General features: G+C 63.9%; 19 protein-coding genes. 10 read left to right on the top strand and 9 right to left on the bottom strand.

Translation table 11 applies throughout. The features are described 5' to 3' along the window. Positions 1 to 36 precede the first annotated feature (36 nt). Positions 37 to 402, bottom strand: coding sequence for an ArsR/SmtB family transcription factor (locus Rhe02_RS07380; RefSeq protein ID WP_203907330.1), 366 nt, complete (start codon positions 400 to 402; stop codon positions 37 to 39). 307 nt (positions 403 to 709) lie between these two features. Then, positions 710 to 856, bottom strand: a complete 147-nt coding sequence (locus Rhe02_RS07375) for a hypothetical protein (protein ID WP_203907329.1) — start codon at positions 854 to 856, stop codon at positions 710 to 712. A 250-nt stretch (positions 857 to 1,106) separates the two neighbouring features. Here Rhe02_RS07375 and Rhe02_RS07370 point away from each other — a divergent pair, with 250 nt between their 5' ends. Beyond that, positions 1,107 to 1,694: an ankyrin repeat domain-containing protein gene (locus Rhe02_RS07370; protein ID WP_203907328.1), complete on the top strand. Its 588-nt coding sequence runs from the start codon at positions 1,107 to 1,109 to the stop codon at positions 1,692 to 1,694. Here Rhe02_RS07370 and Rhe02_RS07365 read toward each other — a convergent pair. Next, a complete protein-coding gene (locus tag Rhe02_RS07365) occupies positions 1,673 to 3,124 on the bottom strand; it encodes a CUAEP/CCAEP-tail radical SAM (seleno)protein (protein WP_203907327.1) in 1,452 nt (483 codons plus the stop codon). The two genes, Rhe02_RS07370 and Rhe02_RS07365, sit on opposite strands and share 22 nt — an antisense overlap. A 137-nt stretch (positions 3,125 to 3,261) precedes the next feature. Between Rhe02_RS07365 and Rhe02_RS07360 the strand changes: the two genes are divergently transcribed. Beyond that, entirely contained in the window at positions 3,262 to 4,812 is a 1,551-nt protein-coding gene (locus Rhe02_RS07360) for a VOC family protein (protein WP_203907326.1), read from the top strand. Between the two features lie 19 nt (positions 4,813 to 4,831). Then, positions 4,832 to 5,437, top strand: coding sequence for an alkylmercury lyase family protein (locus tag Rhe02_RS07355; protein WP_203907325.1), 606 nt, complete (start codon positions 4,832 to 4,834; stop codon positions 5,435 to 5,437). A 6-nt stretch (positions 5,438 to 5,443) separates the two neighbouring features. Here Rhe02_RS07355 and Rhe02_RS07350 read toward each other — a convergent pair whose 3' ends face one another. Further along, positions 5,444 to 7,009 carry a hypothetical protein gene (locus Rhe02_RS07350; RefSeq protein ID WP_203907324.1) on the bottom strand — a complete coding sequence of 522 codons (1,566 nt, stop codon included), beginning with the start codon at positions 7,007 to 7,009 and terminating at the stop codon, positions 5,444 to 5,446. Positions 7,010 to 7,246: 237 nt separating this feature from the next. Then, positions 7,247 to 7,528 carry an ArsR/SmtB family transcription factor gene (locus Rhe02_RS07345; protein ID WP_239123504.1) on the bottom strand — a complete coding sequence of 94 codons (282 nt, stop codon included), beginning with the start codon at positions 7,526 to 7,528 and terminating at the stop codon, positions 7,247 to 7,249. 1,568 nt (positions 7,529 to 9,096) lie between these two features. Between Rhe02_RS07345 and Rhe02_RS07340 the strand changes: the two genes are divergently transcribed. Then, positions 9,097 to 9,795, top strand: coding sequence for a hypothetical protein (locus Rhe02_RS07340; RefSeq protein ID WP_203907323.1), 699 nt, complete (start codon positions 9,097 to 9,099; stop codon positions 9,793 to 9,795). Between the two features lie 8 nt (positions 9,796 to 9,803). Here Rhe02_RS07340 and Rhe02_RS07335 read toward each other — a convergent pair whose 3' ends face one another. The 4 genes from Rhe02_RS07335 to Rhe02_RS07320 all read right to left on the bottom strand — a co-directional run bounded on the left by Rhe02_RS07335 (position 9,804) and on the right by Rhe02_RS07320 (position 17,569). Further along, complete coding sequence (locus tag Rhe02_RS07335; RefSeq protein ID WP_203907322.1) at positions 9,804 to 10,688, bottom strand: aminoglycoside phosphotransferase family protein; 885 nt, start codon at positions 10,686 to 10,688, stop codon at positions 9,804 to 9,806. Positions 10,689 to 10,771: 83 nt separating this feature from the next. After that, positions 10,772 to 13,795 carry an ELWxxDGT repeat protein gene (locus tag Rhe02_RS07330; RefSeq protein ID WP_203907321.1) on the bottom strand — a complete coding sequence of 1,008 codons (3,024 nt, stop codon included), beginning with the start codon at positions 13,793 to 13,795 and terminating at the stop codon, positions 10,772 to 10,774. Positions 13,796 to 15,213: 1,418 nt separating this feature from the next. Beyond that, the gene (locus Rhe02_RS07325) at positions 15,214 to 16,140 is read right to left on the bottom strand and encodes a phosphotransferase family protein (RefSeq protein ID WP_203907320.1); all 927 of its coding nucleotides are present in this window, start codon (positions 16,138 to 16,140) and stop codon (positions 15,214 to 15,216) included. A 10-nt stretch (positions 16,141 to 16,150) separates the two neighbouring features. Continuing rightward, positions 16,151 to 17,569 carry a helix-turn-helix domain-containing protein gene (locus Rhe02_RS07320; RefSeq protein ID WP_203907319.1) on the bottom strand — a complete coding sequence of 473 codons (1,419 nt, stop codon included), beginning with the start codon at positions 17,567 to 17,569 and terminating at the stop codon, positions 16,151 to 16,153. A gap of 374 nt (positions 17,570 to 17,943) precedes the next feature. Between Rhe02_RS07320 and Rhe02_RS07315 the strand changes: the two genes are divergently transcribed. From Rhe02_RS07315 to Rhe02_RS07290, 6 genes are all read left to right on the top strand, one after another. Beyond that, a complete protein-coding gene (locus tag Rhe02_RS07315; protein ID WP_203907318.1) occupies positions 17,944 to 19,380 on the top strand; it encodes an APC family permease in 1,437 nt (478 codons plus the stop codon). A 1-nt stretch (position 19,381) separates the two neighbouring features. After that, positions 19,382 to 20,188, top strand: coding sequence for a hypothetical protein (locus Rhe02_RS07310; RefSeq protein ID WP_203907317.1), 807 nt, complete (start codon positions 19,382 to 19,384; stop codon positions 20,186 to 20,188). Continuing rightward, positions 20,185 to 21,378 carry a pyridoxal-dependent decarboxylase gene (locus tag Rhe02_RS07305; protein ID WP_203907316.1) on the top strand — a complete coding sequence of 398 codons (1,194 nt, stop codon included), beginning with the start codon at positions 20,185 to 20,187 and terminating at the stop codon, positions 21,376 to 21,378. The genes Rhe02_RS07310 and Rhe02_RS07305 overlap by 4 nt, the downstream gene beginning before the upstream one ends. 125 nt (positions 21,379 to 21,503) lie before the next feature. After that, positions 21,504 to 22,115 (top strand): hypothetical protein, encoded by a 612-nt coding sequence (locus tag Rhe02_RS07300; RefSeq protein ID WP_203907315.1) that lies wholly within the window; start codon positions 21,504 to 21,506, stop codon positions 22,113 to 22,115. A 217-nt stretch (positions 22,116 to 22,332) separates the two neighbouring features. Beyond that, entirely contained in the window at positions 22,333 to 23,253 is a 921-nt protein-coding gene (locus Rhe02_RS07295) for a tyrosine-type recombinase/integrase (protein WP_203907314.1), read from the top strand. Continuing rightward, positions 23,246 to 23,515, top strand: coding sequence for a hypothetical protein (locus tag Rhe02_RS07290; protein ID WP_203907313.1), 270 nt, complete (start codon positions 23,246 to 23,248; stop codon positions 23,513 to 23,515). Before Rhe02_RS07295 ends, Rhe02_RS07290 begins: the two co-directional genes overlap by 8 nt. The last annotated feature ends 45 nt before the right edge of the window (positions 23,516 to 23,560 follow it).

Genomic DNA, 23,560 nt, shown 5'->3' with positions numbered 1-23,560 from the left:
GCAAAACCGGTTTCGTCGATGCTAGCGATGCTCGCGTCAGTCAGGCAAGGCGTCGAGAGTTCTACAGCTGCCGATGGCCGCCTGGTTCTCGCGGAGGAACTGATATGCCAGGTGGAGCAAGGTTTTGGTGCGCGGGTCGGCGATCCGGTAGTGCAGCCGTTTGCCTCGGCGCTCGACCTCAAGGAAGCCACACCAGACCAGGCATTGAAGATGCTCAGAGGCGCGTGACTGCGGTATGCCCAACTCGCGGAAAAGGTCGGACTGCGACATTTCACCGCGCTCCAGCAGCATTTCGACGATCGAAAGGCGCCTGGCCTCACCGAGGGTCCGGAAGACGCGGGCAACGAGCTCCCGATCCGACAGGGCAACTGGCTCGTCGGTGACGGTCGCTGGTCGTGCCATCTACTTTTCGATCCTTCCAAAGCTCGACATCGCCCAAAGAACGACTCCAGCCTATCCGATGCAACTTTCACATCGTGGTGCGCGACCGTGCCTCGATCGGCTCGGCGCGCTGTGGCCAGGCGCCGAGCCTGAGCCGGTCCCGCGCCTGCCCAGCAAGCGTCGGGCCACCGACGCGCTACATCTCCATGGCTTCCTCGCACGGGGGCTCTTCGATGGTGTCATTTCCGATTGTGGGTTCGCCACCGAAGACTGCAGCAAGTTCGCTCTCGCTCATTTCGAGCGTTTCGATCATGTTCTCACCTCCCTCCTATGTCGACGACGACAGGTGGTACGCCACGAGCGCCCCAAGCACCACCAACAGAGTCAGCAGCAGGCTCCACATGACCGCGAAGGCCCCGCTGCGTGCAGTGCGCGGGAAGAGCTCGCGCTGACGTTCCAGGGGCAGGTCGGTCACGATTGCACCGAATGGCTCGACTCGCGCGCGCCGGGTTCGGGTTCTTTCCTTCGCCACCATGCACCTCCCGACGGAACGTTGACGCGACGGTTCGATCTGCGTCATAGTCAGCGGCACCGATGTCAACGGAACCTTGCGGAAAACCGGATGTCAATAGGTTGGCCTAGTTTTCCCACACCCGCATCACGACCAGGCAATTCAATCGGGAAAGGGTGCGGGTTCGCGACCTTGAAGGGTGGAGGAGACGATCATGACAGCACCGGACTCGGCGACCGATGCGTTGCTTTTGTCCAGTAAGGCGGGCGACATCGACGGCGTCTCTGCTGCCCTCGATGAAGGCGCCACGCTGTCTGCTCGCGACGGTGACGACTGGAGCGCCCTGGACTGGGCGGCAGGGTGCGGCAACGTCGCGATGGTGAGCATGCTGCTCCATCGTGGCGCTGATCCCACCGCGAAGGGTTCTGACGGTCGCACGCCGTATCAGATCGCGCTCGCGGCGGGCCACCTGGACGCGGCGCGGATCCTGCGCGACGCGGAGGAGCTCGCCGATCCGGCGTCCAAAGAGGCGCACGTCTGGCGCCCCTACTGCAAGGCATACACGCTAGGTGAGCTACGCGCGGCACCCATGTGGTCGGACTCCGCCACCGATCTGACCGACGACACGATCGTTTACGTGCACGACGATCACACCGTGTCCCGCTCCATCTGGCTCGGCGAGGACGTCGTCTTCGCCGACGTGAGTCCACAATGGATCGAGTATTGTCGCCAGGCGCTCGGCTTCCAGGTTCCCGACGACTTCGATCTAGTGCCGCCCGCTCAAAGCATCGGCTCCAGCTGACCCCTGGTAGGTTCCGCGCAGCAGAACCACGGCTCGCTCAAGTAGGGCACCGTGGGCAGGCCGCGCGGCGAGGCCGGTAACGCGTTGAGCCGGTCGGCGAGCTCCCCGCCCAACGCCTTGGCGGTGTGCGCCCGCACGGCGTCGAACACCTGACCGCGCGGGTGAGCCGCCTCGACCGCCACCTCCACCAGCGAGAAAAGCTCATCCTGCAGCGTGTCCATCGCCGGATCCGGGTGCGACCACCGATGGCACAGGCCCTGCGGGTCGTATTCGCCGACGTGCATTCGCATCTCGGGCAACTCAAGCAATCGCGACCCAGCGGGCAGCAGCAGGCGGATCGCATACTGCACCGGCGCCACGGAGTCCACCAGTCCAAATTCGTGAATGGACATGAGGAATTGGGTGTACGACTCACGCGTCGTCCATGGCGTGAATGCCACGAACGTCGGGTTGAGCGCGACGCCGGCCTCGGCGAGCAAGCGCTGGGCGGTCACGAAGTCCTCGCTGGTATGCCGTTTCTCGAAGTAGTCGAGCACCTTTTCGTCGAAGCTCTCCACCGCCGTGGTGACAAGCACGCAGCCTGTGTCGCGCAGCCGCGGCAGCAGCGACGCCTGGGCGAGCAGATGCTCGACCTTGATCGTCACATCGTAGGTGAGGCCGGGAAAGCGGTCGTGCAGCTTCTGCACGACATCGATCGCATGGCGGGGGCCGTTGAAGAAATCTGGATCGCCGAAGGTGATGTGCTGCGCGCCCTCCTCGACAAGGTTGGCGACCTCCTGGTCCACCACGTCGCGCTGGACAACGCGGAACTGTCCGTTGTATACGGGCACAATCGGGCAGTGCCGGCACATATGCTTGCAGCCACGTGTCGCTTCTGTGTAGCCCACCACGCGTGAAGATCCGTCAGGCCATTGCAGCGAGGCATAGGATCCCAATGCCGGAAGGCCTGCCCGATCCGGGACCCGGAACTCCTGGCGGCCCAATGAGATCACCGGCAGCAGCTGGCGCACCGGAGCCTGGGCCGCGGACAGCCCAGCCACCAGGGCGGTCAACGGCTCCTCGAATTCCCCGCCGAGAACAGTCTTGACCCCGATTTGGCGCAGCATCTCCTCGTTGACCGGCGCATACAGCCCGTAGGCGCAGACGTGCGCCTGCGGATTGATCGAGAGAACCCGCTGGATCAACGGCACTGCGAGGCGGGTCGCCGTGTGCATCGGCAGATAAACCCCGACCAGATCGGCCGCACGAATGGTGTCGTCCTCCAGTGTCACGACGTCAACATCGACGCACGTGACATCAGCACCTTCCGCGCGCAGCCATGCGGCTGGTGAGGCAAGGCCGAACGGTTGATGTCCCAATTCGTAGGTCGACAGCAGCAGCACCCGCGGCGAGGAAGCGCGAGGCCCGTTTTGTAGCGGTACCGTGGTCACCGGCGCTCCCTCCCACCCCGCAAGCCGCGCCTCACGTGGGTCTTCTCCAGGCGCGTCTGGGCAGGGTACCTTCCATGCATCCGCACAATCGGATACGTCACATCGAAGATGATACGGGTTCCCACGGAGGTGCAGCGATGGTCTTCAGGGACCTCATTTCCGACGGGACGCGAAGTGTCCCCTGCCTGCTCGTCAACGACGTCAGCGAGGCGGCGCGGTTCTACGGCCAGCGCTTCGGCTTCGACCGGGCCGACATCGTCGGTGATCCACCTATAGCGGCGATGGTGCGCCGCGGTGACTGCGCAATCCTGCTTCAAGCGGTGCAGCCCGGGCTCGACCTGGCACCCGGCGAGATGTCAAGGCGGCGTCACGCGGGGCAAGCATGGGACGCCTTCATCGAGGTCGACAACCTGGACCCGATAGCCAAGGACCTGCGAGCCCGCGGCACCCAAATCCAGGTTGGCATCGGCATCACCTTCCTGTCCGACCGCACGCTTGAGGTACGCGACGACTGGGGAAACGTGATCGCGTTCGCCGAGCGGCCGGTCAGCACACGCGCGTCGATGCGGCGGCTCATCCGGTCGGCTGTCCCCAACCGGATGCGCCACGAGGTGGCCCAGTGGCGGCGCGACCGCGAGGAGCAGGTTCACCTGCGCGAGATCAAGACATTCTGCGCTGGCCTCGACCGGCCGGACCCCTTCTATATGTTTTTCACCGAAGGCCTCCTGCATTGGGTCGCCCAAGCTGCACGGCTCGTCCCACCCGAGGTCAATCTGGTCCTCATTGGCTCGAAGCTGTCCGAGGAGGAGGTGCGCTGGCTGGCTGAACACGTCAAACGCCCGCTGCACAACATCCGGCTCGGCGTGGACGACAACACGACGTGGGAGTTTCTGTTCGCTGCCAACAACTCGAACTTCGGCTATCTCGACATCGACTGCTTCGTGCTGGCACCGGAACTCTTTGAACAGATGACTCAGATCAATCCTGAGGTCGCGGTCAACGCCATCTGGACCTACGACACAGATGATGGCAAACCCATAGCCTGTACCCACTTCGCCTTCATCAACCTGCAAGTGGCACGAGCTCTGCAAGCACGCGGGACCTATATGACCCCGGCCAACTATGACTGGATCGGGTCGAATCTGGCCCTTCTGCATCCGCGAACCTGGTGCCGCATACCCACCAGCCGGCAGCGCCAAATGCTGCTGCGAGTCCTGCCCCCAGATGATCACGGACGCCCCATACCCCCGGGCGAAAGCCAGTTCTTCGACACGCTGGTGGCCTACCAGCTCGCGGCCTACGCCAACGGCTACAGCACCAATCGCGTAAGGAATCTTGCCCACCGAACTCAGCGAAGCCTCCTGGAGTCGGCGGGAGGTCCGCGGGTCTGGCAGCAGGACATGTCAGCCGAACTGGTCCATGTCGGCGGAGTCAGCTACTACCGCCGTTTCTTCCACCAGCCGGAGCTTCGTGCGATGTACGTGGCCGCCGAATACGCGATGCTTCAACGACTCGACGGTCTACTCCCCGACCGGTACCGAGGTCGCGCCGAGCGTCTGCGGGCAGAGTTGGCCCACTACGGCCTGTCCGCCGACAGCGCACCGGATCTGCTGTATCGCCATCTGGTCGACGACCGCGGCCTCCCGCCGGCCGCCGCGGCACGCATACTGGACATGGCCGTCACGTGAGCGCCTGGAGGTTGCCCGAATGCGAGCGCTATCCCTGCCGGAGTTGACCACCACGCAAAACGAGATTCTTCGCGTGGCCTTCCTCCTGCTGCTGGAGACCAGCCGAGCCGTGCCCACCGACGCCATACAAGCACGATCAAACGCCCATATATCCACATTAGACGAAGAGCTTGCGAACCTTGTTACGGCTGGCCGGATCCGGCTCGACAGCTCGGGCGCAGTCACCGGTGCCATGGGTCTGTCTCTGGACGAGACCGGGCACCGGATCTCGATCGGCGACACGCAATGGTTCACCTGGTGCGCTATTGACGCCTTGGGGATCCTCGGTGCGCTCGATGCCACCGGCGCCATCCATTCGACCAGCCCCCACAGCGGGCAGCCGATCGCGATCATGTTCGAGGACGGCCGACCGGCGGGCGGCGACCTGTCCAGCGTGGTCTTCCTGGCCAGCTACTGCGCAGGTACCCCTGTAGTCGATCAATGGTGCCCCACGATCAACTTCTTCGAGACAGAAGCGGCGGCCCAGGATTGGGCGACAACGCACGGAGTCGCCGGCGAGTGTGCGCCACTGCACCCGGCCGCCGAGGTCGCTACGGCCCGCTGGAAGGAAAGGCTTTCCGGATAACGCGACTCAACGGTCGATGAACACGCCGCTGCCGCCCTCGAAAAGCCTGGCTCCCGGGGAATCGGTAGACGGACTGCCTGGCTTGACCACCTTGGCATCCGCACGCACGGCCAGTCCGGGGAACGGATTGTCCACCTGATATCGATCGTTGCCACCTCGATCCAGGAAGGTCCCGACGGCGCCGTTACCTCCGAACCCCAAGCTGCCGGCTGAAAGCGACATGCCACCGATGGCGGGGTTGGTGGTGTAGACGTCGGAGAACGCTGCGCGATAGGTGTCGTCGCCCGCATCGTCGACTAAAAGGCCAGAAGCGGTCGCCATATTGCCTCCGCCGAGGGTGTAGCGCGGCACCCGGTCGCACACGCCGTCGCCTTCGTTGTCACGCACTCCGCCGGCGCCATCGGTCTGGTTGGGCGCCGAGGGATTCAGCGGTCTTGGCATGTAATAGTCGTAGACATCGTCGCCGCCCTCGTCGCGGAGCAGACCCAACCCACCTATGAGTGAGAAGCCCATGCTGTTCCGGACGGCCATGTAGGTGTCGTTGCCACCCGCATCGGAAAGTATCCCGACCCCGAACATATGTGCGGCGCCCAAGGACACCGTCTTGCCCACGTAGCGATCAGCGCTGTTGGCGGAATCGCGCAGGATGCCCACTCCGAGGAACGCCGCGCCGCCGGTGAGCATGCGCCGGACTACCGGATCGTCGGTGCAGATCCGATCGGAGTCGGGCTGCTCCAACACCCCATAGGAATCGTTTCCTTGGGTGTCGAGCAGAACCACTGCGGACACCGAACAATCCTTGCGATACAGGCCGGCAAGACCGCGCTGGCAGCCCTTCGCCGGTCCGGTCCCGACCAAGCCCGGCTTCGCCGCGTTCGGCGGGGAAAAGTTCACATCAATGACATTGGATCCAGCGTTGTTGGCGTAAACATCATCACCGCCCATATCCACGATGAGCAGATAATCATGCTGGTAGGTCTGGTTGGCGCAGCCCGGCTCAAACCGCAGGACCGGCCATAGATCCACCGCTCGAGCTCCCGTTTGGCCGCATTGGCCGGATCCGCTCTGTTCGGCCTTGATGGCCCGCTCGAGCTCACGGGTCGCCAGCCACATCTTTGGCGCGCAGGCAACGACGTCCGAGAAATCTATATTGGGTACCGCCGACGTGCGGCTGAACAGTTTCGGCAGCAGCTCAATCAATTCGTCATGACGCCGGGCCGTAATGACATGACATTCGTGCATCTTGTCCAGCAGCCTTGCCATACGCCCAGCCAACTCGGATGGGATACCCGCGTCGCGGATCGCCTGTTCCACGCTCTGTGCGAATCCAAGCGCTGATGCGAGCTGCTCGACCGCTGCGGCAAGCGCACCGCCAGGGTCAGCCGGCATGGGCTCGGCGGGCACCGCTTTGTCCAGGTCGAGCAACACCTCGTACTGGCGCAGACGTTCGGCGATGGCGGGGCTGGCCGCATCAATGTCTGCCAACACGCTTCCGGCAGGCCACCTTGACGGGGTAGGGGACATCGCTGGTCTCTCACCCGCCAAGCCCGCGAGCAAGATCAGCGCCAGCACCCCAGCAACCAGACCACGCACGGCCTCTCGCCTCAATCCGGTTTGCGTATCCAAGCGTCGATCCAATATGCCAAACCAACCGAGGCATGTAAATGTGCTGTCAACTGGGACGTTACGGCCGGCAGCTAACCGTCATGTCGCGATGGGACGCCGTGGCAAGCGCACGGTGCTGCGCAGTTCTCTGCGGCAAGGACGTGGACGGCGCCGACTAGGTCTGCGATCCTCGCATCGGCGAGCCTATAGAAGGCGAACCTGCCAGGCTCGGCGCACTTGCATGTAACCGCACTCCGACAGGTAGCCCAGGTGCATGGAGACCCGGCCCTGCGAGAGGCCAACGTGGTCGACGCATTCGGCGACGGTGTGCTCACCATTCAGTAAGAACGCCAACAGCCGCAAGCGTGTCGGATCGCCCAACGCCCGGAAACACTTCGCCACCGCAGCGACAGCATCGGCCTCCACCGGCAGCATGATCGCGCCAGTCTCGACCACCAGGATCCTCCGCTGAGTAACGTCCGACATCATATCCGATTATGCGGATATGAAACGCGCCTGTGAACCCCCAGTTCGAAGGCGGCCGCACCGATGAGCTCTATCCACCATGGAGACCGAAGGATTGCGGCCTTGCCACCCGGCCGGCCCGCAGCGCCAGAGTCTGCCACCGACGCTGCAGCATCGGAGCCCAACCTTGCCGGCTATCCCACGACAAACGGCATCCACGACAGGCAGGTTGACATTGATGCACGAACATCCGCCTATCGGTCCCCCCGACAATGAACACCACATTTAATCGAAGATGATCGCTGGCTGCCAAGCCCTGGGCGCGCATATGATGACAGCGACATATCTGGATGTGCGGATTGATCTGGGAAGGAGATGCCATGGCACGTTCCAGCGTTGTGTGGCGCAGCGTACTCACGGCAGCAACGGTGATCATCGTCGCCTCGGTGGCCTCGGTGACCGTACCCACCACTGCTACGGCAGCTCCCGACATCTCAGGCAGCTGGTTTTCTGTGAGTCGCGACGGTGTGCCGCAAACGATGACCATCGTACGCGGCACGGTGGAAAAGCAGTTCAGCGTGCGGGCGGAGTCGCCTAAGTTCGAACCGTGCGGCGGGACGGAAGCCAGCGCCAGCGGACCAGGCATCCTCTCTGATGAGCGAACTCTGACAGTGGATTTCCAGGTCACTTGTATGGTTAGCCGGGCGACATTGTGCGCGTTTCAGGCTCAGACGGTGTTCAACTTCGATCCAGCGCAAGGCAGCATCTCCGACGAGTTCGGAAGCACATGGGGCCGCACTCCCCCTCCGTCCACGCCTCCTTCCCCCTCTCCGTCCACGCCTCCCTCAACATCTCCGTCCACGCCTCCCTCAACATCTCCGTCCACGCCTCCTTCGACGTCTCCCTCCACACCGCCCTCCGCACCTCCCTCCGCTCCTATGTCCGCACCCGCCTCCGCGGCTGTTAAAGGTTGACAAGCAGCAACTGGCGCTGCGCCCTGTGACATCGGCGCAGCCGAAAGGCAGCCGGTGATGTTGTCTTGGAGGTTGTCACGACCCTGATACTTCGAACGTGCTCTGCAACGCGGAATGCGGTCGCAGTCGCAGTCGCCCGAGAGATGGGGCCGAATACGGCGATGAGGACGGCGAGCCCGAAGACGGTGGCAATGGAGTTGGCCAGTAATTGAACGGCACCTTCGGTGGACAGTCCCTGGGCCGTGATGCCCAACCCACAACGTACGTGGCCTTACCTGCGCCATGCTTCAGAGTCTCCACGGCCTGCTTCCCCGATCGGTACCGGGGCCGCGCCGATCGCCCGCGCCCAGATCTCGCCTACCAAGGCCTTTCCGCTGGCGCGCCGGACCTGCGCTATCGTCATCTGGTCGGACGATCGCGGCCGACCCCGGCCGTCGGCGCGCGTGCTGGACTTGGCCGCACGGCAAGCATAGAACTGCGTCAATGCGCTGTGGTCGTGTAATCGCCTGGAGCTTAGCCGCGTGCGAACGCACTTTCTGCCTGGGCCACCCAAACGACAGCTAGACCCGAGAATGCACCTCATTGGACTATCGCTGAAGTAGAAAGGTGGCAACCGTGGCAGCCCCGCTAGTGCCCAGCGGACAGGTGCAGCCAGAGGAGGCCGAGCACGTCGCCGCCGAGATCCGCGACGCGATGCAGCTGCTGGCGACAGATGCGTCGAGCCCGCAGGTCGAGTCTGCGTGGGACGAGATCCTCTCACAGCTCCTCCAGCGAGGGACGTCCGCTGCTCGCCGGGCACAGATATGCACCGACGCCGCCGGTGTGCGGATCAGGCTCTATGAGCAGCACGGTGACCAGCGATTGCTGAACAAAGGCATCGCCCTGCTTGAGGAGGCGATGACTCTCGCCACCGAGGGGTCGACGACGGATGCGCTCGCGTCAAGCTACCTCGGTGTGGCCTATGGCTATCAGTTCGACCTAACGGGCGAGAACCGTCATCTAAAGCGGGCGACGGAATTGATAAACCACAGCGTTAAAGCGATACCTACCGATAGTTTCCGCGCACCGATCTATGTACTGAATCTTGGATTGCATACAGTTCGCACGTTCCGCGTGACTGGCAGCAGCGAGCTCCTAGAACTTGCTATAGGAATACTGACGGAGGCGGCCAAGACCCGGCCGGGCTCACCGGTCTACCGCAGCGCCGCGGTCCTCCTCGCCGAGATGTACCAAGAGCGGTACAGCCGCAACCAGAGCCTGTCGGACATGGAGCAGAAGAGAACGTGGGATCGCCGGGCCAGTCATCTTGCCTAGTGGACCGGCTACCCGGGGGCGAGGTGGGCGGCAACCTCGCCAAGCACGGGTTGGTCGATCGATTCCTGCACACACCGGGCGAACAGCCAGCAGATGAGCCGGTCGGGGTCGAGGCCGAGCAGGTCCGCCAACCGCCTGGCCAACCCGGCCGGATCGGCAACCAGCCGCTCCTCGCAGTTGAGCAGGTGTTGCAGCGCGTCGTAGGTCGGATCCCCCAGATACGGCTTGGGATCGATGACTAGCCACGGTTCCCCGCGCGCCGCCAGCACGTTCCCGGCGTGCAGGTCGGTACACAGCAGCACCTGCCGCTCAGCGGTGGCGGGCAGAGTCCGCAACAGTTCGATCCCGGCACGAGCCAGCCCCGGATCCAGCCGGCTGGCAGACACTGCGAGCTGCTCCTCGAACTCCGCTGCCCACGCATCGCACATCACCTGCAGCGGCCGGAACGAGAACCCAGCGGTAGGCGCGACCCACAACCGCCGCAGCAGACCGGCGACGACTTCATCCTGCTCGGGCTCCGGCAGAGCCTGCGCGAGCGTCGTCCCTGGACGGCAGCGCTCCAGCAGCAGCACGCTCGTCGAGCCGAACACCTCGCTGTCGTGCAGCCGTACCGCCCCCTGGCCAGCCCACGCCCGCAGAGCGTCAGCCTCGTGGGCCGCCTCGTCATGCCGCCAGGCAACCTTGAGCACAAGATCCTGCCCGGCGACGTCCCGTACCGGGGCCACCCAGGCGCAGCGGCCCCCGGGCTGGTACGGCTCACCGACGCGCAGCGACCACCGCTCAGCCTGCGCCCCTACGATCTCGGGCAGCAGGCGCAGCCAATCCCTGCGTCCAGGCACCGGATCGGCGCGCACACTGTCCGCCAGGTTCACCGGCACAACGAAGGCCGCCACGTTTGCCATTGTGCAGCCCGCGCTCTAGGGCTGCATCAATCAATGTGGAGCCTGCGGCGCGCAGGCTCGCATCGATCTCGGGCCTACCGGATGCGAATGGAGTTTCCCTTGGCAAGTGATCCGGATGCTTGGTAGAGCGGGGTGGCGGTATCGGGGTTGGTATTGGCCGCAAAGATCTTTAGTAGGAAATGGTCGTCGGCAGAGCTGAGCCGGTCGCCGTCGATGCCTTCCACGGTGAAGACATTCGATGTCGTTGCGCCGTCGGTGGTGACGGTTGCGGTGCCTTGGAATCGGCCTCGGGAGCTATTGGTCTGGTCGATGACGAGCCATGCGACGGTTGTGGCATCGAGGGTGAGGCTGTGGCAGTTCTGTGGATTGGAGGAGTTGCATTGGCTTCCGGTCGTGTATTTGAAGTGGAAGTCGTTGCGTGGGTCGAGCGAGCCGTTGCGGTAGTCGATGGTGAAGCCGTAGTCGGCTGTGTCGTTTTGGGTGTTTGAGATCAGGCCGGGCAAGTGGTCGCCGTTGGCAAGGCGCGGGACGAGGTCCTTTTTGTTCTTGCCGGTGATGCCCAGTGCTGTGACGGGGTCGTAGACCACCAGCATGGTGGTGATGACCGCGGTCCAGTTGCCGGCGTTGTCGAGTGCCCTGATGCCTATGTCGTATACGCCGACTGGCAGTTGGCTGCCGAGCGCCGCGGTGAGGTTGCCGCTGGCAAATGGCATTGGGGTGGCAATGCCTATGCCTGGGTCCGGGCCTATGAAGTATTCGCCTCGTGTGACGCCGGCGAGGCTGTCTGCGGCGGGCACGGATAGTGTGCTTGGCACGGGAGATGATGGGGTGTCGACCGGTTTGGGGTTCACCGTCCATGCGGGGGTTCCCATTGTGGGTGCGGTCTTGTCGATATTGATCGAGAGCGTCGCGGTCGCGGTATTTCCGGCACGGTCGATGGCCTGACCGGATACGGTTTGGTTGGCTCCTTCCGTGGCGAGCGCGAAGGAGTTGGAGCAGTTCGCGAGGCCTGAGAGGTTGTCGCTGCAGGCGAAGACTATGGCAACATCCGTGTTGTTCCAGCCTTGGCCGTTGGCTGCAGGATACGGCGTGGCGGTGATGCTGGGAGCGGTCTTATCCAATTTGATGGTGATCTCTATGGCCGTGCCATTGCCAGCTTTGTCCAAGGCGGTACCGAACACGGTCTGGGCCGCACTGTTGGTGGCGACCGTGACAGGTCCGGAGCAAGTGGCTATGCCGGACAGGCCGTCGGCGCAGGTGAAGGTTACTGTCACGTCGGTGTTGTTCCAGCCTTCCCCATTGGGTGCTGGGCCGAGTGAGTAGGTTACCGACGGTGCGGCCTGGTCTATCGACGCGATGTATTGGCCTGTAGCACAGTTTCCTGCCGGGTCGCATGATAGGCCCGATGTCACTGGCTGGTTGGCGCCGTCGGCGCTGATTGTCGTCGGGCTGGGTACCGTGGGGGTGCCCGAGGATGGCGCTGGATCGTTTGATGTCCAGTTAATGACCACCGGTGCGTTAAACCAGCCGAAACTGGTGGGACTACGGTCTGCGTGTCCGGTCACTGTCGGTGGTGTCTGATCGAGAACGGTGAGGGTGCTGGTCACGCTGGCGCTTGAATTACCAGCCTGGTCGGTGGCGGTAATGGTGATGTTGTAGGTGCCGATCGAGAGTTCGGAGCCGAATGTAGCTTTCCATGTGCCGTTAGCGACGGTTTGTGTCATCGACTGGGGCGTGCCCCCGTCGATGGTGTACATCACGCTTTCAACGTCATTGTCATCATCAGTCACCACAGTACTGAGCGTCGTGTTTTGCCCATGTGCAAGGGGATTGCTCGACCAAGTGGGCGGGTTTACGGTCGGGGCGATGGAGTCGTTGACCCCCCGCCTCCATAGTTCATTGCCATGCACGCCGTCATTTGCTTGGAAGAAGAGCATCCCATTGACATCGGTTAGGGACACAGCGTACGAATCTCCGGACGGATAAATATCTGCCACCAGGGCAGTGCCGGCAGCAGTACCATCGCTCTTCCACAGCTCATTGCCGTACGCACCATCATTAGCTGAGAAATAGAGCAAGCCGTTGGAAGTGGCCAGCCAGCTGGGGGACGAATCTCCCAGCGCATTGATGTTCGCCACCATGACGGTGCCAGCCGCCGTGCCGTCGCTCTTCCAAAGCTCGGCACCGTTAACGCCATCGTTTGCTTGGAAATAGAGCATGCCGTTGAAGTTGGTAAGATAACTAGCGTTCGAACTCATATACGTGCCGGGCCGTATGTCCTTGACCTTCACGGTGCCGGCGGCAGTGCCATCGCTCTTCCATAGTTCGTAGCTTTCCGCTTCATTGCCTAATGCACGAAAGAATAGTGTTCCGTTGACATTGGCGAATTGCTCGGGGTAGGAACTACTTCCGGTGAAGATATCTGCGGCCATCACCGTGCCATCGGCGGTGCCGTCGCTTTTCCATAGCTCCGCTCCGTTTAAGCCATCGTCGGCTTGGAAGTAAAGCGTGCCATTGAAGTCGGTAAGGTGGGTGGGGAATGAACCGTTACCGCCGGGCCGTATGTCCTTCACCTTCACGGTGCCAGCGGCAGTGCCGTCGCTCTTCCATAGCTCCGAACCTTCTGCATCCCATCCTCGAAGGTAGAGCGTGCCGTTTACATTGGTGAGAGCGCTAGGGTACAAACTATCTGCGCCGGGATTAATGTCTGCGACCATGACGGTGCCCGCGGTCGTGCCGTCGCTTTTCCATAGTTCATAGCCGTGTACACCATCACTGGCCTGGAAGTAGAGCGTGCCGTTGACGTTAGTCAGGTATGCCGGGCTTTGCATCGCTAGGTCTGCTACCAGGACCGTGCCAGCGGCAGTGCCGTCACTCTTCCAGAGGCCGGAAGGATGCATGTCATCACTTGCTTGGAAGAAGAGCGTACCGTTGACATTGGCCAGAGAAAACGGGTGCGAGCTTTGCGCACCAGGCCGAATATCTTTCACAAGGAGCGCTGATCCATTGGCCGCATTGGCGGGAGCAGCCATCGTCACTAGCGTCAGACTACTGACGAAAACAAATATTGACAACGAAAACGCTACGGGCTTCCTCATTGTTAAATGACTCCCAGTTCATTTGACAGCGCCGGTGCCGATGGTTGATAGGCGCCGTAGACGGTGGCTAGCGCGCCTCGGAGCGGAACGAGGGTGGCGTCAACTAAAGTGGGTCGGATTGACGGATAGGCTCGCGGGCCTCCGCCTACTGAGCTCGAGACGGTGTCTATTCCGTGTGCGCCGGCTTCCTACGCTTGCCCAGTCGGCATATCCACTGCGATCGAGATGGCGACGGCAACGGCCTGAAGCGGGTGCAGACAAACCTGCTGACCGCGTTCGCATTGCTCTCCTTCGGTGAATTTCTTCGTCGTAAGCGGACAGTGCTGGCGGCGCCCACTCGCGTCAGCACACATGTTGGGATTCGATAGTCGGATATCGCCCTGAGGTTCACTCGCGCTGGGGCGACCGGTTAGATCGACATCATTCAGGGTAAGACTGGTCGCGAAACTGTTGTCTCGACCAACGAGGCGATCTACTAGGGTCGATCAGGAACAAAGCAAACCTAGTTATCTGTGGCAACCGCCCGTTGCGACATGCTCGCCCTTCATTCGGTCAGGGTCGATTCCGTGACCTAGCCCGTTCACATGACAGAGGCTAGCGAACGGTGCGGATATCGAATCAACCACGACAGCCGCAGCGTCATGGCCCCGGCCCTCTTTCAGCCGACGGCCATACGGGCGATTTGCACTGATTGCTGCAGGATGGATGATTGCTGCAAAGCTTGTGTGACGCAGGCGAACGGAGGTAACCGCTCATGGCGGACCGCGATCTAAGCTCCAGCGTGCATGCTCCCCATCATCACCGGATGTGCGGCCAGGCCGCATTCCAAAGGTGAAGTTCGATGTTCATCGTTGTTCAGATTGCTCACCGGCTTGATGCCCTAAAACCATGTCCGCGCGCGACAGGACCTAGGCCGGAACGATCTCTTTGATCAACGTTCGACCCGATCGCAGATCTCGTCACTAACCTCGTGCACGATCTCGATCGGCTGCCCTGCCGGATCGGTCAGAACCCAGTCCTCGTAACGCTTTCCCGGGAAGTGCGGACACGCATCGCCGCAGCTGCGCCACCGTCTTGCTGGCCTGCGGAGCATCGGGATCGCGAGATGCGCGCGGCGTCTGTCGTGTCCGCATTCTGTTTTTCCGCAAATAGAAATCGGCCCCTTGGACCACGCATCCACGGGGCCGATCGTGGGAGGGTTGTGGGAGGGAACGGTCCGGAGCCGGAACCGACTGGGATAGAGCTGAAATGAATCAGCAGGCCAGCGGCACCATCCAATCCCTACCGGCATAGTACGGAACAATAGCCGTGTAACTTCCAAACTGATTGCGCCGGTTTGCAGAACCATCGAGATGTCGTGGCACCATCGAGCCGACCGAAGCGAATACGACACGATCGCGAACGCAGGCTCGGGCATCTCAGGCTGATCCGGTGAGGGCTGTCCAGGTGGTGTGGTGCTGCCCGCCGAGGATGTCGCCGAGGCGCTGGCGCAAGGCGGCGGCGTATCGCGGGTTGTGCGCGGCGCGCCGGATGGGTCCGCCGAGCTGGGCGAGGTCGCGCATGGCCATAAGGTCGGCAAAGCGTGGGGATTCTTGCAAGTCGTAGCCGTAGGCCCGCTGGAATTCGTCGCGCCAGTGCTGTCCTTTGCCGTACCGATAGGAGGCGTGCCAGGTTGGTATGAGGTCGACTTCTCTGGGTCCGATGGCGACGTTGTCCCAGTCACCCAACCGCAGCTGCGGCGTGCTGCTGCTGTTGTCGTGCAACAGGTTTCCCTGCCATGCGTCGCCGTGGATGAGCCCGTGGCCCAGGGGCCAGTCGTGGGTGGCGAGCCGGTCGTGGATGTCGGCGAGGATTGCCTGGACCGCCTCGATCTCTGGCCCGGTCATGACGGCGTGCGCGTCCGGGCCGGCGAGTATCGCGTGCAGCGACGACAGCGGTTCCCATGGACGCAGCGCGGCCGGTGGCACCGGTAGCGAGTGGAGGGTGTGGAGCAGCTTCGCGAGGTCGGCTGATGTGGTGGTGAGCGGACTCCGCGGTGGCGGGTGATAGGTCCACAAGCTTGCCGTCATCGAGTCGGCGAGCAGTGCCACTGTCGCACCGGGCGCGGGGATCGTCGCGGGGTATTCGTGTTGGCTGCTGAGCCATCGGCAGACGTCCTGGCTGGCGGCGATGCGATCCACCGCCTCGGTGCTGGCGAGCCTGATGACGGTGTTTTCCGCGGGGAGTAGCACTACCGCGTTGTTGTAGTGGTGCAGGACGCGCGCTGCGGTGGTGTTCATACCCAGCGCGGTGGCGTGTGTGCAGGCCAGGTCGAGGACCCAGGGGGTGGAGCCGACAGCGTGCACGTGGGCGAGTCTACGGCGTGGGCACCATGGCGTTGAGCAGCGCGGCTTCGACTTCGTGGACGGTGGGCCGGTCACGGAACACGGTGAGACGTCGGCGGATGTTGTTGATGCCGTCCAGGCCTCGGGCGCTGGTCATGCTCGGCACCATGGGGATGATCATGGCGAGGAGCTGGCAGGCTTGGTCGACATCGGACTTTGCGGTGTCAGTGGCGGGGCTGGGTAGGTGGGGGGCGGCCAGTGTGGTCACGGCCAGCACGTGGCGGCGTTGCATGGTTTGGTCGGCGATGGCGGTGATCGCTGCCGTTGCTTGTACGCGCTTTCGCCGGCCGAGGTTGTCGCTGGCGTACATCGATTCGGTGGCGAGCTGGGTGGCGTTGAAGAACTGGATCCACTCGGGTTCGCTGTCGTGGCACGCCTTTTCCAGCGCCTGTTCGGCGTGGTGCAGTGCTCGGTCGCTGGCGGTGCGGTCATTGGCAAGGGCTAGGGCGCGTGCCCGCACGGCATGGCATCGCGCTACGGAGCTGGGCGAACCCGCGCGTCGTACGGTGTGGCAGGCGGCTTCGGCCAACGCGATGGCTTCGGTGGCGTGGCTGAGCCAGTGGGCTTGCATGGCCATGTCGGTGAGGATGTGCGCGCCCAGCCCCACCGCACCGCTGATCTTGGCGAGTCGCAGCGCCTGCACGAAATACCGTTGGCCCAGGCCTTGCCTGCCGGAGTCGAAGCACATGAATCCGGCCAGGTCCGACAGCCGGGCGGCAGCGGCGAACAGTTCGCGGCCGATCACGTCGGTGTATTGGCCCTTGAGCATGGGTGCCAGGACGTGGTCGAGATAGGACAGCAGCGTGGAGCGGGCGTGGCCGCCGCCGAGACGGTGGTCGGCGTCGGCGAAGGCGGCGCTCATGGCCCACAGCGCGTCGAGGTCAGCCCGCCCGACACGGCGTGAGCCCGTGTTGACCGGCAAATGGGGATCCTTGTGCGTCACCATCCAGCGCCCCAGCGGTTCGGCTAGTGCCTGCGGCAACCATGCGGCATCGACGACGGGCTGCTCGGAGAGATCGGCGCCGCACAGCTGGCGAAGGGTGCCGATCGCGGCGGCGGTGTCGCCCGCCCAGCTAAGCCCGACTTCACCTGGTTCTGGACTGCTCGCGGCGGCCAGGCGTGCGGATTGCTCGCGTAACTGGGCGACTGCGGGGATGAGCCGCTGGAGGACACCGCCGGTCTCCAGATGCTCGTCGAGGGCTTTGGCCAGTTCGGGTGTGGGCCAGCGGGTGGCGGTTTCGATCTGGCTCAACAGGCTGTGGCTGTAGGCCACGGCTTGGCCAAGGCCGCGACCCGACAAGCCACGCAGCCGACGCCAGTGACGCACCTCCGCGCCAAAGAAATGCAACGCGGAAATGTGTGGGGTCAGCGGCCGAGGCTGTTGTCCCACAATCACACCTCCCTTGTGTCCGCGGCTGACAGGAGTGCTGAGGCATCGGGTTACACCCAGCCGAAACACACCAACATGACCACGCCGGTTGGTTGACAATTATCCATCACTGGATGCCATTGGTCATCCCGGCCTCCACGTCCGAGCGAACTTCGCTGGCCGGGTCTTGCCATGGATGTCCACAGATGAGCTGTGAACATCCAAGTCCTTCACCTCGGCATGCCCCTGGGGCTGAATTGGTCAAGTAATTACTGGGGTCAAACCGGCTGGCGTCAGGCGTGCATGCCGATTGACGTAGACGGCCTTTGGGTGGCCAAGAATTCTGACGGCGGAGGGCTCGAAGCTATGCAGGGCAACGATCGGCTGGCGTGCGCATGAGAGCGACGCTGGCGCAAGGAAAGCTTGGCCCAGTGGGGCTGTGGATTATGGGCGTTGTGGCGTCCTCGCCGTTGACGGTGACGGTCGGCGGTATTCCCACCATGTATGAGACGACGGGGGTGGTGGGCATTCCGCTGGCGTTTCTGGTGGTCGGTGCGGTGCTGATGGTGCTGGCAGCGGCGTTCTCGTCGGCCAGCGGGCACATCCGCCACGCCGCACCCTTCTACGCGCTTCTGGCCAGAGGGATCTCCCCGATCGTCGGTGTGGCCGGTGGAGTGCTGGCACTGGCCGTGTACCTGGCTTTCGGCTCGTCGCTGTTCGGCCTTGCCAGCGCCACATTGGCCGACCTGTTCCATCTCCACGGGGCGTGGTGGACCACGGCGCTGGCGCTGCTCGTGTTGGTGGCCGTTATGGGTCTGCTCGGCGGCTTGAGCAGTGCTCGGCTATTGGGTGGATTACTCGGCCTGGAAATCGCCCTGATCGTCTTCTACGTCGTTGCCGCGCTGGTGAACCGGGCTGCGGATCTGTCGCTGACGGGCTTTGCGCCGTCTTCGCTGATGGTGCCCGGGATGGCCGGTGTGCTGGCGTTCGCGGTCGCCGCGTCCGCGGGGGTGGAGACGGTATTGGCCTACGCGGAGGAGGCCCGTGGCGGCGCGAAGACGATGAACGCGGCAACCCTGTCGGCGGTGGGTTTCGCCGCGCTGTTCTACGCCCTGACAGCCTGGGCTATGGGCGTTCACGGCAGCACTACAGGTGTAGCAGTCGAAGGGCCGTTGCAGACCCTGCACGATGTGTTCGGCGCTGCAATCGGCGGCCTGGCCACATTGCTATTGATCAGCAGCATTTTCGCGGCGATGACCAGCTTCCTACACGCCGGGGCCCGATATCTGTTCGCCCTGGCGCGCGAAGGTGTCCTACCGCGATTCTTGACCCGGGTCAGCAAGCGCGGCGACGGCGGCACCCCCGTGGCGGCCGCGCTGACGCAGACCACGCTGACAGGCTTGGTGATCGGCGGGTTCGCACTGGCCGGGGCCGAACCGCTGGCCATGTTCAGCTGGCTGTCGACGATCGGTGCGCTCGCGCTGCTGGTTCTGCTCGTGGTCGGCGGCGGGGCCGCGTATGGATTCTTCGCCAAAGGCCAGGGCACCAACGACTCCATCGTCGTGCGTCGGATCGCTCCCGTGACCGGCTGCGTGCTCGGCACCGTTCTGCTGATCATGATGATGGGCAATCTGGGGTCGCTGCTAGGTCTTCCCACCGGTTCGCAGCGCTGGCTGACGGTGCCGATCGTCGTGATTGGTGTATCGGTGACTGGCCTGGCGTGGGGCGGGCTCGTGCGGTGGCTGCGCCCCGCCTCGGCCGCCGCGATCGGGCGCATCGTCGCCGACCCGGTCACCTCTCCGGTGACCCGGCTGGGAAAGCTGGCGATGTGAGATGAACCAACAAGACACCGCTCACCGGCACGACCAGCAGCACCACGTCGCTGAGCCGGCGGCCAGCTACGACCCGACCCCGTACGTCGACGTGCGGCAGCAGGCGGTAGACCGGCTCCGGAGAATGGCCGTGAACCTGGCGTTTCACGCTTGGGAGCAGAGGTTTTCCGATCGACTGTGTCCCCACGCGCTGGCCTACCTTTATCTGCACCATGACCAGCGGCCGGGGTTTTGGAAGCTGACCGCCGCGTGGCAGTTGTGGCTCGACAGGCCAGAAGTCCGCGTGTTGCCACAGCTGCTGTTCGATCTGCACCACCAGTTCGCCCCGCGTGCGGTCGGCAACGGTTTCGACATCCGCGAGGAACTGTCGGTCAACCGCGATGAGCGCATGCCGGCCAACCCCGCCGACACCACCTTCATCGGGCTGGGAGTGGTCAGCCTCGACACCGAAAGCGGACCGTGGGAGCTCATCCAGCGCAGGGCCTGCACCGCGATGGATGTGCCATCACGGATGTGGATCGTCTTGACCGACGGGACGCTGATAGCCGCCCAGCAACTGGGCCGCAAAGGCTTCAACAAGCTCGTCGTCGAATCCACCGATCTGCTCGACTGCCGCACGGCACCGGCCCGATTCGAATGGATGATGGACAACCCGAACAATCCGTTGCGCGATCGCGAAGAGCATCGCGATGTGGTGCGCTGGGCACGTGAGCTGTCCGACACGTTGAGCCAAGCCGACAACAGCAGACTCGACGCGCTGCGGCAGGCTGCGGCCGCGAAGGCACGCAAGCCGGGAGCATGGCGATGAGCGACCTGCCGGCCCGCGACCTTCAGCCGCTGTGGGACGAGCTGGCCGCGCAGGCAGCCCACGATGCGCGCACCAACATCGCCTTCCCGGGCGCCACCGACATCACCTTCAGCCAGCTAAGCCACCTGATGACCCAGGTGCTGTTCAACAACATCGGCAGCCCGTACGACCACGGACACGGTCGTAACCACACCAAGACGGTGGAACAGCAGGTCGTGAACATCGTCGGCGACCTCTTCCGCGCACCGGCGTCACGATGGGGCTACGTCACCAGCGGATCCACCGAAGGCACCGAGCATGCCCTGCTCGACGCCCGTAAACGCTTCCCGGCAGCGGTGATCTACACATCAGCCGCCGCCCACTACAAGATCGTCGAGTTGGCGGACAAGCTGATGATGCCGCTGGTAGTGCTGAACACCGACGCGGGCGGAGCAATGGACGTCGCCGATCTGCTCGGTGAGCTGGCGCAGCGCCGCGACCGGCCCGCCGTCATCGTCGCCACCGCTGGCACCACGATGACCGAAGCAGTCGACGACGTTCCCGCCATCGCCGCGGCGTGCGAGAAGCTGGCCATTACCCGGCGGCGCATCCACGTCGACGGTGCCCTGTCCGGGCTGCCGCTGGTCCTGGAGCCAATCGCCGGCGTGCCCCGCATCGACTTCACCGTCCACGGCGTGACCTCGATCGTCGTGTCCGGCCACAAGTTCTTGTCCACCCAAACCCCGTGCGGTGTGCTGGTCTACCGCGACCCACCACATGCCGCAACGGTCGCACCAGTGTCCTACACCGGCACCGCTAGCGTGACTATCCTCGGCTCCCGATCCGGGCACACGCCGCTGCTGCTCTACGCCGCCCTAGCCGGGCTGGGCATCGAGGCGCACCGCAAGCGAGTGCGGGCCTGCCGGGCGATGGCCGCGTACGCGGCGAGCCAGCTTCGCGGCGTTGGCGTGGACGCGATGCGGCATCCCCACGCATTCACCGTCTACTTCCCGCCGCTGCCACCAACGATGGCCGCCGAATGGGTTCAGCCCACCGACGACCAGCACGGGCACCTGATCTGCATGCCCCAGGTCACCACCACCCAGATCGACGCTTTCGCCGCCGCAGCAGCCACCGCGATCACATCGTGCCCGCACGCCGCACCGCTACCGGCTCGGCGCCGGCAAGACAAGGCGACCGTCGCTACCTAGCCCGCAGCGTCCGAACCGTCCTGCCCACGCATAGTGCCTCGGCTCACCGCCGGGACACACCCGATGCCGCATGCCTGCCAAAGGAATGCGCCAACAAGCAACGCCACATCGACGAAAGGAATCCTATGGGTCTCCATCCTGACTGCCTTCCGGATCCGTCACCACAGCGGCGGCCGAGGCGAATGGCGCTGTCCGCGCTGTGCGTCGTCCTGCTCGCCATTGCCGGTGCGGCAGCAGTCTTCCACCACGAGGCGGCGCCGCACGCGGCCGCGTACGCACAGGCAGAACCCCAAGCGACCCGAAGCACGACACCGCCGGCACCCCAGCAGCTGACACCAATGGCCACACACGATCCCATCCTCGCCACGCTCGCCGGTGCAGTGGTCAAAGGACCAGCAGCACGCATCCGGTCCGCCAGCGTCCTGTGCCAGGTGGAAGTCTGGACCCGCCACGACAACATGATGACCGCTCAACGAATCACCTCATGGCGCGGCGAAGACGGCTCAGGCGACGTCACCACCCTCACCCTGCCAGACATCGCAGCATCCGCATTCCATCCTGCCATGGTCGGGCGCACCTCCTTTGAGTTCGCCGCCGACACCAAGCAAACCTACGGCCCTGGTCAGATGCCCCACCACAGCCAATGGCCACCCACACTCGGCACGGACCCGCAAACGCTGCTCTCCCAGCTGCAAACCATCCGGCCCGGCATCGACACCGCGGCGGACCTGAACTGATCTCCGAACAAGGACTGTCCGCGCTGGGGCGAACGGCGTTCCAGAGGTTATCGGCGTCAGTTGTCGGGACGTTGCCGCCTCACGAAACGAAGGCACCTTTCGCAGCCCAGGGACTCCCAATAGTCCGGCCCGTTGGGCCACCTCGGGAGGTCCTCGGCCGCTACGTCATAGCCGACGGCGAAACCTCAGCTCTGCCGGCCAGCCGTGGAGCGGGCGTATGAGCGCCGAAGTGGACCGGCTCCTGGCCGGTGCGCCGGACACATGGAAGGGCTTCCTGCGTGATTGGGACCGCTGTCTTCGTGCGGCCAACCATCCCCTCACCACCAGGTACAACTATCTGCTCGCGGCACGTCAGCTGGCGGCGTTCGTGGACAATACCGGGCCTTCAGCGGTGTCCAAAGCGGACATCGAATCTTTCCAGGTCTGGATGATTCAGACCCGTTCGGCCAGCACCGCGCTCAACAAGTACAAGGCGCTGCAACAGTTTTTCCGATGGCTTGTCGACGATGAAGAGATCGAGCGATCACCGCTGGCCAAGGTTCGCCAGCCGCGCCAGCCGGCAAAACTCATTCCCATCATCAGCGAGGTTGACACCACGCTCATCCTCGGGACATGCCGCGGCAGAGGATTCGCTGATCTGCGCGACGCGGCGATCATCAGGCTGCTGTCGAATACCGGTGCACGGCTGGCAGAGATCGCGAATCTCGACCTCGGCGACGTCGACATGGACCGCGACACCATCCGGTATCACGGCAAAGGCGCTAAAGACCGGATGGTGCGTTTCGGCCCCAAGACCGGCCGGGCATTGAGCCGCTACCTGCGGGTACGTGCCACCCGCCACGCTCGCGTGTCATCGCGGCTCTGGCTGGCCACACGGGGTGAGGAGCCGCTGCTGGCCAATGGCATCAAGGCGATGCTTCGCCGACGCGGTAAAGCGGCAGGCGTGGCGGGAGTGCATGCTCACCGCTGGCGTCACAACTACGCCCACCAATGGAAGAAGGCGGGCGGCGACACCGGCGATCTCATGCTCGTGCTCGGCTGGTCGTCGGAGGACATGCCACGGCGCTACGGCGCGAGCGCCGCAGCCGAACGTGCGCAGGACACCCAGGCCCGGCTGCGGATCGGCGACGATGTCTGAGCCACGCAAGCAGAGCATGTCCGCTTCACAGCGGCGCCGCAGGGCACGAATCGCCGCTCACGTGTCCTGGGCAAACACGCCCGACCGCCGCAAACGCACCAGCGCCGGGACGAAAGCCTTCTGCGACCGGTTCGAACAACAAGTAGATCCGCAACGCGTGCTGCCCGATGCGGTACGCCAACAGCGTGCCACACACGCCCGCAAGGCCTACATGCTGGCGCTGGCCGAAAAGTCGGTACAGGCACGACGCCGAAAGAAGTAGTTCTGGCCGGAGCACATGCCACGGCCAGAACTATCTGCGTACCGG

The sequence above is a fragment of the Rhizocola hellebori genome, assembly GCF_016862955.1.
In the GTDB taxonomy this organism is placed as follows: Bacteria; Actinomycetota; Actinomycetes; order Mycobacteriales; family Micromonosporaceae; genus Rhizocola; species Rhizocola hellebori.
Note: the sequence above shows the minus strand (reverse complement) of the source record. Positions and strands in the feature narration are given on the sequence as shown.